Origin of the sequence: Spirulina sp. CCY15215 (assembly GCF_016888125.1) — a bacterium.
Lineage (GTDB): Bacteria > Cyanobacteriota > Cyanobacteriia > Cyanobacteriales > Spirulinaceae > CCY15215.
The window spans coordinates 1-11,721 of sequence record NZ_JACSWA010000514.1 but is presented as its reverse complement, the minus strand read 5'-3'; the positions used below and the strand labels follow the sequence as shown (position 1 = coordinate 11,721).

The 11,721-nt window shown below is 43.8% G+C and carries 11 protein-coding genes; 5 read left to right on the top strand and 6 right to left on the bottom strand.

Annotated elements, in window-relative coordinates; genetic code table 11:
• Positions 1-167: 167 nt before the first annotated feature.
• The 3 genes from JUI58_RS17135 to tatA are packed head-to-tail and all read right to left on the bottom strand — an operon-like array spanning position 168 to position 2,142.
• A complete protein-coding gene (locus JUI58_RS17135) occupies positions 168-1,040 on the bottom strand; it encodes an inositol monophosphatase family protein (RefSeq protein WP_204105017.1) in 873 nt (290 codons plus the stop codon).
• Between the two features lie 25 nt (positions 1,041-1,065).
• Entirely contained in the window at positions 1,066-1,926 is an 861-nt protein-coding gene (locus JUI58_RS17130; protein ID WP_239121542.1) for a sugar kinase, read from the bottom strand.
• A gap of 48 nt (positions 1,927-1,974) precedes the next feature.
• Positions 1,975-2,142: a twin-arginine translocase TatA/TatE family subunit gene (gene tatA, locus JUI58_RS17125; RefSeq protein WP_204105016.1), complete on the bottom strand. Its 168-nt coding sequence runs from the start codon at positions 2,140-2,142 to the stop codon at positions 1,975-1,977.
• A gap of 147 nt (positions 2,143-2,289) precedes the next feature.
• Here tatA and mnmA point away from each other — a divergent pair, with 147 nt between their 5' ends.
• Positions 2,290-3,357, top strand: coding sequence for a tRNA 2-thiouridine(34) synthase MnmA (gene mnmA, locus JUI58_RS17120; protein ID WP_204105015.1), 1,068 nt, complete (start codon positions 2,290-2,292; stop codon positions 3,355-3,357).
• Positions 3,358-3,379: 22 nt separating this feature from the next.
• Here mnmA and JUI58_RS17115 read toward each other — a convergent pair whose 3' ends face one another.
• The 3 genes from JUI58_RS17115 to JUI58_RS17105 all read right to left on the bottom strand — a co-directional run bounded on the left by JUI58_RS17115 (position 3,380) and on the right by JUI58_RS17105 (position 5,984).
• Positions 3,380-4,171 (bottom strand): hypothetical protein, encoded by a 792-nt coding sequence (locus JUI58_RS17115; protein WP_204105014.1) that lies wholly within the window; start codon positions 4,169-4,171, stop codon positions 3,380-3,382.
• Positions 4,172-4,286: 115 nt separating this feature from the next.
• Positions 4,287-4,895 carry a Uma2 family endonuclease gene (locus JUI58_RS17110; protein ID WP_204105013.1) on the bottom strand — a complete coding sequence of 203 codons (609 nt, stop codon included), beginning with the start codon at positions 4,893-4,895 and terminating at the stop codon, positions 4,287-4,289.
• 45 nt (positions 4,896-4,940) lie between these two features.
• Entirely contained in the window at positions 4,941-5,984 is a 1,044-nt protein-coding gene (locus JUI58_RS17105; RefSeq protein WP_204105012.1) for an isochorismatase, read from the bottom strand.
• Positions 5,985-6,282: 298 nt separating this feature from the next.
• Between JUI58_RS17105 and JUI58_RS17100 the strand changes: the two genes are divergently transcribed.
• The 4 genes from JUI58_RS17100 (at position 6,283) to JUI58_RS17085 (ending at position 11,443) form a co-directional block, all read left to right on the top strand.
• Positions 6,283-8,130, top strand: coding sequence for an NAD(P)H-quinone oxidoreductase subunit F (locus JUI58_RS17100; protein WP_239121541.1), 1,848 nt, complete (start codon positions 6,283-6,285; stop codon positions 8,128-8,130).
• 28 nt (positions 8,131-8,158) lie between these two features.
• On the top strand, positions 8,159-9,655 hold the full coding sequence (locus JUI58_RS17095) for an NADH-quinone oxidoreductase subunit M (RefSeq protein WP_204105011.1): 1,497 nt from the start codon (positions 8,159-8,161) through the stop codon (positions 9,653-9,655).
• A 17-nt stretch (positions 9,656-9,672) separates the two neighbouring features.
• Positions 9,673-10,959, top strand: a complete 1,287-nt coding sequence (locus JUI58_RS17090) for a CO2 hydration protein (protein ID WP_204105010.1) — start codon at positions 9,673-9,675, stop codon at positions 10,957-10,959.
• 82 nt (positions 10,960-11,041) lie between these two features.
• Positions 11,042-11,443 carry a fasciclin domain-containing protein gene (locus tag JUI58_RS17085; protein ID WP_204105009.1) on the top strand — a complete coding sequence of 134 codons (402 nt, stop codon included), beginning with the start codon at positions 11,042-11,044 and terminating at the stop codon, positions 11,441-11,443.
• Positions 11,444-11,721 lie beyond the last annotated feature (278 nt).

Here is an 11,721-nt window from a genome sequence, read left to right as displayed (position 1 = left end):
CTCTAATTATTCGCTCCCTAGCTCTAATTATTCGCTCCCTAGCTCTAATTATTCGCTCCCTAGCTCTAATTATTCGCTCCCTAGCTCTAATTATTCGGAGCAATGTTGTAAGTTTGCAACTTTGAGATGCACCCCTGGCAACGTCCCTACAGAGTGTTAGGTTTACATTATACTTCCTCAGCAAGTTCCCTATCAATTTCGGCTAAAATCTTCCCTGCCATTGTATAAAGTTCTTGATGGCAATTGCCATTACTTGCCATTAAACCGCCCCATTGATTGACATCTCCTTGATTGTAAAGTAAGTCCTTACCTTCAAAACTGGTGAAATTTCCCCCAGCTTCCGTTAGGATTAATTCTGGTGCCGCAAAATCCCAATCTTTCGGTGCAGATTTACCCGAAAGCGAGATATAAACATCGGTTTTTTGTTCCAGAATTGTAGAAACTTTACAGCCCACACTTCCTACCGCAAAACGCTCTTTAAAAGGAATCCTTTCTAACATTTTGTTGAGACGAAGATTGCGATGGCTGCGACTGGCGACTAGGTTTAAATCTTCGATTTTATGGCGATCGCTGGCTCGAATTTCCTTGACTTCTCCCGATCGCGTTTCGACTTTAGTGCCTTGTCCTTTAATGGCAAAATATAACTTGTCTGTTTCCGGAACAACAACAACCGCTAACTGAGGTCTTCCTTGATAAGCTAAAGCAATATGTACGGCATATTCTCCAGTTTTTTCAATAAAATCTCGCGTCCCATCAAGGGGATCGATAATCCAAACCCAATCTTTAGCAATTGGTTCTGCTTTTTCTACATTAAAATTTTCTTCACTCAAATAACCAAAATCTTCCCCAGCCAGTTCTTTTTGTAAGTGTTCGAGAATATAATAATTAGCAGCGAGATCGGCTTTTGTGACCGGATCTCCCTTCTTATCCTTAATATCTAAATCCGTATTACCGCGATAGTAAGCCTGCAAAATATCCGCAGTACCCCAAGCAACTTGACGGGCGATCGCGCCAATTTCATCCAAACGATTCTCGATCATGTTCTTTAAAGTTCCAACTTACAGTTTAGCGATCGCCAATCCAGGCACGAGTCCCGAAAAATTGACAAGCTCGAGTAGCAATTGTAGCAGCAGATGCGAGGGCTTCCCTAAAATTTAGCTTGCTAATATGATGACAAAATGCCCCATGAAAAATATCTCCCGCCCCTAGGGTATCAACCACTTTAACAGGTGGCAGGGCAATGATTCCGCGAGTTTCCTGACTGCAATAGATAATGGGTTTTTCTCCGTTAGTAATGGCAATATGAGGGATGGAAAAACGAGCCAGATAAGCGATCGCCTCATCGGGAGTTTGGCAAGAGGGAGGATAAAAATTAGCCGAACAGATGGCATAATCAACAAAAGGTAAAACCCCCTCAAAACCTGCCTTCCAACTCCCCCCATCGATAATAACCGGAATTCCTTGCTCTTTTGCTTGTTGTGCGATCGCGATCCCAACATCCATTTGATGCCCGTCAATTAAAACAAAATCTACCCCTTCTAAACTATTATCCGGAATTTGTGCTCGAGTTGCCCGAGACTTGATCCCATTGAGAGAAATAACCGCGCGATCGCCTGTCCCTTCCGTCACAATTACCGAGGATACCGGAGGAGATGCAGTCCAATTTGCATTCAAATCCCGCAATTGTACGCCATATTGCTGTAAATCTTCCCGAATAATGCCAGCATTAACATGATTGCCCAAAATGCCCATCACCCGTGCCGAATTGCCCAAGGTTGCAAAAGTTATTGCAGCATTGGTTGCAGGACCTCCCGCCGTGGCAAGATAATCTAAAGCAACAATTTTTTGATTAGGTTGAGGAAATTCTCTAACTCGATAGATAAAATCGAGGGTAATTAGTCCAACAAATAAACCACAATTTTTCATTAATTGTAATCGATTCAGAATCACCAATATTGTTAACCCCGATCGCCTCTATTCATCTAGATCCTCTTCGCGATCGCTAGGTTTCTTGATTTCATCTTGAAAGCCCCGTAGAGTTTTCCCCAAAGCACTCCCTAACTGAGGGATTTTTGCCGGTCCGAAAATCGCCAAACCGATAACAGCAATAATGATAACTTCTGGCCAACCTAAACCAAACATAATAATCCGCCTATATTTTTTATATTGATATCTTACTGTACCAAGACTGTCACCCCCATGAGAATCTAAATTCCTAAAACCCAGCCATTCTGCCCGCAAAATTCGTCATAATGGAGTTACGGTCGAAGTTTTTTATCTTTCAATCCCATGTCAAAAATCGTCGTTGGTTTATCGGGAGGCGTTGACAGTTCCACGGCTGCGGCGGTCCTCCACCATCAAGGTTATGAAGTTTTAGGGTTGACCCTTTGGTTGATGAAAGGGAAGGGTCAGTGTTGTTCCGAAGGAATGGTTGACGCGGCGGCGATCTGCGAACAATTGGGCATTTCCCATCACGTCGTCGATACGCGGGATCTTTTCCAAGCGCAAATTATCGATTATCTCGTTTCCGGTTACGAGTCGGGAGTGACACCGCTTCCTTGTTCTCAATGTAACCGCACGGTAAAATTTGCGCCAATGCTACAGTATGCCCAAGAAAAATGGGGATGCGATCGCATTGCTACGGGTCATTATGCCCGCATTCGCTACGATGAAACCACGGGACGCTATCAACTTTTGCGGGCGATCGATCTCAACAAAGATCAATCTTATTTCCTCTACGATCTGACCCAAGAACTATTAGCTGGATCGGTATTTCCTTTGGGAGAAGTGACCAAAGAAGAAACCCGACGCATCGCCGCGCAATACAATCTCAGAACTGCTGACAAGCCGGAAAGTCAAGACCTCTGCTTGGTAGAGTCTCATGGTTCAATGCAAAGTTTTCTCGACAAATATATCAGCCCAAAAGAAGGCGAGATTATCGATGTTAGTGGCAAAGTTTTGGGCAAACACCAAGGTATTCATCATTACACCATCGGCCAGCGTAAAGGTTTAGGGGTTTCTGCACCAGATCCTCTCTATGTGATGAAGTTAGATGCGGTGATGAATCAAGTAATGGTGGGAAGCCGGGAAGATGCCACTCAGCCCGATTGTAGGGTAGGGCGCATGAATTGGGTTTCTATTGCTGAACCTGATGTTCCTTTTCGCACCCATACACGGGTTCGCTATCGTACTCCTCCGGTGCCGGTGAATGTCTTACCTTTAGGAGATGGACGAGTTAAGTTAATCTTTGATGAACCTCAGTTTGGTATTACCCCTGGACAAGCTGCTGTTTTATATGACGGCGATCGGCTTTTGGGAGGAGGAATTATCGAAGGATTCGGCGATCGCCAGTCATAAGGGAATTAAGCACCCAATTCCCTTAACCCCCAAACCCTCCCAAAGACGACTGGGAAAAACTGCCTGCCCCCTGACTTGCCTGTACTGCTGACTGAGAGAAGACTTGGAAGGCTTGGCGAATTTCTTTTTCACTTTTACCAGGGGTTAAAATCCACTCATCGCGAATGCCCATTTCTTGGAAAACTTTATGAAAATTCGTGCTTTCGTCATCAATGCCCATTGCGGCAATAATGTGATTTTCTGCTCGTAACATATCTTTGGCGATCGCACTCACATCTTTGGCTTGCGATCGCCGCGAATGTTCGTCGGCTCCATCGGTAATAATCAGGGTAATTGTCCGTACAGGAACGCCATTATCCTCGAATTCCTGCGCTTTTGCCAACACGGTGCCTAACAAAACCACGGTTTGATCGTAAAGGGGTGTACCTTGGTTGGGATTGTAATTTTTGGGATCCATTCGCACGGCTTGAGAGAGAGGACAATAGGGATAGAGAACAAACCCATTCAAATATCTCGTATGAATGAGAATACTATCCTGTTGTTGCGTACTGCCAAGGGCATCTAAAACGGCATTATGTCCTCCTCGTACTGCTTGAGAATTGCCCCCAAAGCGAATGGAGCCGGAATCGTCTGGCATAATAGTGACGAGAACGACTTCACTGGCTGTCACATCATTCACATTAATCCCCAAACCCGCTTGAATTTCTGCACCGATGTCGAGAACATTCAATGCTTGCATGGATGCGTTAGATAGTAACCCGTCATCTTGTGCAGATTGGAACAGGTTGTTAAGATTGGGTGTATTTTGACTCATGATAATCTCCTTAATATTGTAGGGGTCTCCAAACCCTTTGGTCTCTTTAGTCTCCAAACCCTTTGGTCTCCAAACTTAGATAATAACGGCAGTTTTCCTGACATTTGCGATCGCATTAACTCGTCGCATTAAAGATTTGTGCTGCGGTTAATTTGAGTTCGGGAAAAGTCGGAGAAATTATTTCTTCCTCTCCTCGAAATTGGGTGACTTGATATTCTCCATCGACTAATGAATAAAGCGAAATTACGGGCATTTTGGGAGAACCAATATATCGAGTTGCTGCCAACCCTAAATAGTCCACAATCCAATATTCTTGAATGCCCATCTCTTCATAGTCTTTAAGTTTTATGAGATAGTCATCCCGCCAATTGGTACTTGCAACCTCAATCAATAATTTAACTGTTTTACCATTAGAAACCGTCGATCGCTTTTTCCAGAGTGGCTCTTCACTTAAAATTGTTTTATCTAAAACAATTTTATCTGGTCTGTAGCCGGTTTTAGAATCGGGAGGTCTAACTGTGCATCCACTGGAAACTAAAAAAGGTAATTTTAAACGATGAATTTCCAGAATAAATTGTTCATTAAGAAATTCAGAAATTTCTTCGTGAGTTCCTGTAGGTTTCAATTCAACGATGACTCCTTTGTGTAATTCATAAATGCCATTCTCCGGATACCAATCCAGAAATTCTTCAAAGCTGAGGAGTTTGGGAAGTGCTTGGATCATGGGAAAATCTCCAACTTTTTTACAGTATAGTAAATTTTGGCAAGATTACAAACTTAAACCAGGCCAAGTTTCCAGTGCATCGGTAGATTTAACCAAGTGCATTCCAGCTTTAGCAAAGCGATCGAATGCTGCATTTGCTTGGTCGCTAAAATCAATGATACCAGGGATAACAACGGGAGAAGTGCAATCTTCTAACAAGTAAACTTTCTTGGCTAAATCTGGGTCTTTAGCTTGAATTTCTGTGAGTAGATCGTCAATCGTCCAAGCAACACAATGACTCTTTGCTTGTCCGGCAATAATCACTGCATCAAAGTCCAACAATTTCTGAATAAAGCGAGTATTTTTCTGAGCAATAGGACGACCATCAGCACTTTCTAAAACCTCTGGACGCAGTACGGAATAATTTTCAGTTAAAGGATTACCTCCTTTAATTTCAAACCGGGTCTGACTATTACGGGCGAGATTGTGGAAAAATAGAGCTTCTTCGACTGCTGAAACTAAAGCGTGACCGATGCCTCCTAATACAGAATGATACGGCCAAATCGTTAGCGGATATTTGCCCTCATCTTCCAATTTTTTGACATAATGAAAAGCGTGGTTTTGCAATGCTAAATAATTGCCATTGACGAGACTAAATGCAACAGCAGGATTAACCTTCCAAACTCCTTTTTGAACATCACCTAATGTAATCATTGTGGCCGCAGGAGTAGGATGTTCCCCTGCATCATTGATCCAAAAGAAAGGATGGAAAATTTGCATAGCGGTATGGGTATCCATCGTCGGTGCAATTTCCGTAATTGTCCCTAAATTATGATAGATAAACTCGCATAAACGCTGATTATCATCGATCGCCCCGGTTCCCGATCGCCCTCCCACAAATAGTTCAAATTTAGGGATACAAAAGGTATTCTGTACATCGATCGCCATCAAGCAAATTCGGGTTTTATCTTTGGCTGCAGGTTGAAGATGCCAGCGTTTTGCCCACTCTTTCGCTTGCATCGCGCGATCTTGGTAGGGGACTCGCCACACTTCGCCGACAGTACTGGAGTCGAAGAAGGAGGGTAGGGGAAGCTGAGTAATAGTGTTCATGGGTAATGGCTGCAATAGATTTCGTGTAACTTCTACACCAAGCATAGTGTTTATTTAACATAGTGTCAAGAGGCAAAGTCAAATTAGGCTTGTGTAATCTATCCGTTTGAATTAATTACATTTCTTAAACATTGATATTAATCAATCTTGTTTGCTTTTTCATTGAAAAAAAACTATACTCTGAATCTAGCTATAGATTTTTGGCAATACAAAATCTGGGAATCCATGACAAAATACAATCCTTTAGAGTCGGATCGAGTCGTGGTACTGTTTTATAGCCAATGTTTCACCCTCATGGATGACCCATTCCTCAATGAATACTTTTAGTCAAACTGTCTGGTTAGTTCCGATTTACTCCCTTTTCGGGGTTCTGCTGGCGCTTCTGTGGTCGCCAAGTCTAATTCGCCGCACTGGTCCCCGTCCGGCGGGTTATGTGAGTTTGCTTCTCACTTCCTTTGCTTTGCTACATAGTGTCTTAGCTTTAAAGGAGGTTTGGTCTTCACCGATACAGTTTTCTGTGAATTGGCTTCATGCGGCCAATCTCGATATTGCCTTTGATGTTGAAGCCTCTGCTACAACGGTGGGGGCATTAGTGGTGATTTTAAGTCTGAATTTGCTAACGCAGATTTATGCGATCGCCTATCTGGAGATGGATTGGGGTTGGGCGCGATTTTATGCTCTCATCGCCCTTTTTGAAGCTGGGATGAGTGCTTTGATGCTGACCAATTCCCTCTTTTTCAGTTATGTCATGCTGGAGATTCTCACTTTAGGAACTTATCTTCTTATTGGTTTCTGGTTCAATCAATCTTTGGTGGTGACAGGAGCGCGAGATGGCTTTCTCACTAAACGAGTAGGTGATTTAATCTTACTCATGGGAGTTGTGGCGCTTTATCCTCTCGCTGGGACTTGGAATTACGATGAATTAACGGTTTGGGCAAGTACCGTAGACCTCGATCCCACCGTTGCCACCCTTCTCGGTTTGGCACTCCTTGCAGGACCTTTAGCGAAATGCGCTCAATTTCCTCTACAACTGTGGCTGGATGAAGCAATGGAGGGACCAATGCCTGCAACGGTACTGCGGAATGCGGTGGTGGTCTCAACGGGGGCCTGGGTCCTTATTAAAATGCAGCCAATTCTCAATTTGTCTCCAGTTGTGGTTAATGCTGAGATTGCCATCGGTGCCTTTACCGCCGTCAGTTGTGCCGCGATCGCCCTGGCACAAATTGATATTAAGCGGGTCTTTTCCTACGCCACCAGTTCCTATCTCGGGGTCGTATTTGTGGCCGTAGGGACGGGACAACAGGACGCTGCGTTGATGTTACTGTTAACCTATGCCATCGCCATGGCCTTGATTTTGATGAGCGTTGGCGGCATTATTCTCAACAATATTTCCCAAGATATCACCCAACTGGGAGGACTGTGGAAACGTCGTCCTATCTCTGGGATTTGCTTCGTCGTGGGGGCTTTATCTTTAGTGGCAGTCCCTCCTCTGGGTTGCTTTTGGGGTTTAGCCAGCATTGCCAACGGTTTAAGCCCTCTCTTACTGGCGGTATTATTGCTGGTAAATGGCTTAACTGCTTGTAGTTTGGCGCGGGTTTTTGGCTTACTCTTTACGGGACCCGTAACAGATTGGACGCGGCGATCGCCAGAAGGATTATGGGCTTTAGTTTTGCCTATGACGATTCTCCTCGGTTTTGCCCTCCATGTACCGCAATCACTAGCAGTTTTGGGACTGTTACCCAATCTCGCCTTAGTTACGCAACCGGCAACCCTGTTGTTAATGGGTTCAACCCTCATGGGTGGGGGAGTGGGGCTATTCCTCTATGCTTTCTCAACAGTATCAAAACCGATTCGCCTTCCCATTCCTGGGGTGCAAGATTTCCTCGCTTATGACTTCTACACCGCACAACTGTACAAAGTGACAGTGATTGCCATTGTCGGCTTTTTAGCCAAGGCCATCAATTGGTGCGATCGCGTTTTAGTCGATGGGGCGGTGAATTTAGTCGGTTTATTAACCCTCGCAAGCGGTCAAAGCCTAAAATACAACACCAACGGACAGATGCAATTTTATGCCCTTTCTATCCTCCTCGGTACCATTTTCTTTGGCTTAATTCTTTGTTACCCTCTCTTGTCTGCTTTGCATTGACCCATTTTTTCAGTTTGAATTTAACCAAATGTTAACGCCTTTACTTTTAATTCCCCTATTCGGCGCGATCGCGATCGCCCTTTACCCCAAACCCCAAGCCAGTCGTACCATTGCCACTATTTTCAGCCTGGTGACTTTGGCTTGGTCCCTCTATCTTCTCAGTCAGTTTGACTTAAACATAGGAGAAATCCAGTTTACTGAATTTCATCGCTGGATTGACCCTCTCGGCCTCAACTACAGCCTTGGAGTTGATGGGTTATCCCTGCCCCTACTGGCTCTCAACGGTCTACTAACCATCATCGCCCTGTATACTAATCGCAAGGATATGGAGCGATCGCGCCTCCATGACAGCTTAATTTTATTGATCAATGCTGGGATCGCCGGGGCATTAATGTCGCAAAACCTGCTCTTTTTCATCATCTTTTATGAATTAGAGTTAATTCCCTTTTATCTTCTCATTGCCATTTGGGGAGGGGAAAAACGAGGCTATGCTTCGACAAAATTCATCCTTTACACAGCCGTTTCTGGCTTACTCGTTTTGGCTGCATTTTTAGGGATTACTTTCCTCAGTCATTCCCCCAGCTTTGAATTCAGCGATATTGCGATCGACAACCTCGATCTCACCTCCCAACTGATTCTCTTAACAGCTTTATTGATTGGTTTCGGCATTAAAATACCCTTAGTTCCTTTGCATACATGGATGCCAGATACTTACGTTGAAGCCTCTCCTTCCACAACCATCTTACTCGGGGGGATTTTCGCCAAACTGGGAACCTATGGCTTATTGCGCTTCGGTTTGCAACTATTTCCCGCAACTTGGCATATCATTTCTCCTAGTTTGGCCATTATCGGCACCGTCAGCGTCATTTACGGTGCCATGAATGCGATCGCGCAACGGGATATTAAGCGCATGGTAGCCTACAGTTCCATCGGACACATGGGCTATATCCTCGTCGCCGCCGCCGCAGGGACGGAATTGAGCGTTTTAGGTGCGATCGCCCAGATGATCGCCCACGGTTTAATTTTGGCATTATTATTCTTCCTCGTGGGCATTGTCGAACAAACCACCGGAACCCGGGATCTCGATGTCCTCAACGGTTTAATGAACCCCATTCGCGGACTCCCTCTCACCAGTGGTTTATTGATTCTGGCGGGAATGGCCAGTGCGGGAATTCCTGGGCTGGTGGGGTTTGCGGCGGAATTTGTCGTTTTCCAAGGCAGCTTTGCCACTTTCCCGATCCCTACTCTCCTTTGTATCTTTTCTTCCGGCTTAACGGCGGTATATTTTGTGATTCTAATTAACCGCACTTGTTTCGGTAAATTAGATAATGTCCGCGCCTACTATACTCGCTTGACCATTAATGACCAATGGCCAGCTTTAGTTTTAACGGCGATCGTTCTCTTTTTAGGAGTGCAACCTAACTGGCTTCTGCGTTGGATGGAACCCACCACCACTACTCTTGTATCAGAATTACACGCCCCGGCGATCGTGCAAATTGCTGAAATTGACAACAGTTACCGATAACAAAAAACTCATAACCCATGCTAACTACCACTAAACTCCCCCCTTCAACTCATCGATATTCCGAAATCATTCATCGCCTTGAAGCCGGTGGCTCAATGTTACCCGATACCCCGGAAAACTTGATGCAAATTATCGGCATTTATAAGGCTTATGCGGTCCCGATGGACTTCTATTGGCGAGATTTACTCTACATTGCCGAGCGCGTTTTTCTCGATCCTTTACCTTTTTTTAAATATTTTTTACCCCAAGAATATTTAGACCTTCCTAACCACTATGCCGGAGAAACAGCCGATTATCGCGTTTGGCAAAAAGGAGAAGCCAGCGCCCATCCTGAATTGTTAGAATTCATGGATAAAGGTGAATTAAAGCAAAAACTGCCGAAAATATTTCATCATCTCTGGCACGATCGCATTAATATGGAGTTTGCTGAAGCCTGTATGCGGGCAATGCTTTGGCATCAAGGTATGGGGGGACAATTTTACGACTATCTTGAAAGCGAAGAATATATCCAAAATAGCGATCGCGCTATTAAGGCCTATTTTAAGGGCAATCCTTTGATGTTAGGGCTGTATAAACTCTTCCCCGAGATGTTTTATGAAAAAGTCCGAGAACTGTCTTATTATGCCAATTTAGGACTATTTTGGGAAGTGATGGCTCCGGTATTCTTCGAGATGAGCGATCTCTACGATGCAGGAGAGTTTAAAACAGTACCGGATGCCATGAATTTTCTCATCAATGGCATTTTTATCGCCGCAGGACGACCCATTTATCATCATGTTTATATCGGCGCTGAATGTTACGAAATTATTCCTAAATCAAAGGGTTTTATGTGGCTTTATGAAGCAGCATTACCCTACGTTGAAGCAGTCTTTTATCGCACGGCTCCTTTCCGGGGTACAAAGTCTTATAACGCCCAAGCCAAGCAAGTTCCCGAGGAACAAAAAGACTTTCATTATGGTATTCTTTACGCCGATGTTTTTCCGGTTGGGACTGCGGGAATTCCTCCCACTCTCTTAATGCAAGATATGTTCCATTTTTTACCCCCCTACTTGTTGGAATACTATCAAAAATATTGCCGAGGAGAAGATGATATACTGATTCAACTGGGAATTACTTTTCAGCGATCGATGTACAATGTTACCTCTGCGGTAATTCAAGCCTTACGAGTTGCATTACTCTATCCTTTAGATGACCCCAACCAGGAACATTTATTAAAAAATCGCCAATTCTTTGAAGCACAACTTGATCGCTTTCTTCGCCCTGAAGCACGTTTGAGCGATATTCAAAGTCAAGAGTATCGTTAGGGCGATCGCCAATCTAAATAGAGAATGAGTCTATTCTCTTAGCATATTTTGTTGTTAAAATCAAGAAAAATTGAGGAATATTATGCCAAATATTGTTGAAATCGCTGTTAACAATGATGCCTTTAAAACGTTAGTGACAGCAGTAAAAGTCGCAGGATTAGTAGAAGCATTACAGCAGCCAGGTCCCCTTACAGTTTTTGCCCCCAATGATGATGCTTTTGCCAAGTTATTACCGGGAACAGTGGATACCTTAGTTCAGAATATTCCACAACTTCAGCGTATTTTAAAATACCACGTTGTTGCAGGTGCATACACTACCGCCGATTTACAAAATATTGACACCTTAACCTCTTTAGAAGGTTCGCCGATCCCGATTCGTTGTAGCGAACCTTTTGAAGTGAAAAATGCAACGGTTTTAGCGCCCGATATTGAAGCAAGTAATGGTATTATTCATGTTATCGATACCGTGATTTTGATGGGTTAGATGAAACGCTAAATCTATCAAAAGTAAGATAGCAAAATGTACATTGTTCTGACTTTGGATAGATGTCTCTGTCAAATGATTTTTGTTACCCTGGAGAAGATAAATTAAAAGCGTTTTTTATTATGGCAAACCCAGAAAATAACACGGAAGAAAAAATTAATACCGACAGGTTAAGAAAAGGAAAAACCTAAAGCTAGAGAGTGAGGGTTAGCCATTGATTTTAATCAATGGACATCGAACGCAACGGGTTTTAACCCGTCTTGTGTTACAATAATTTC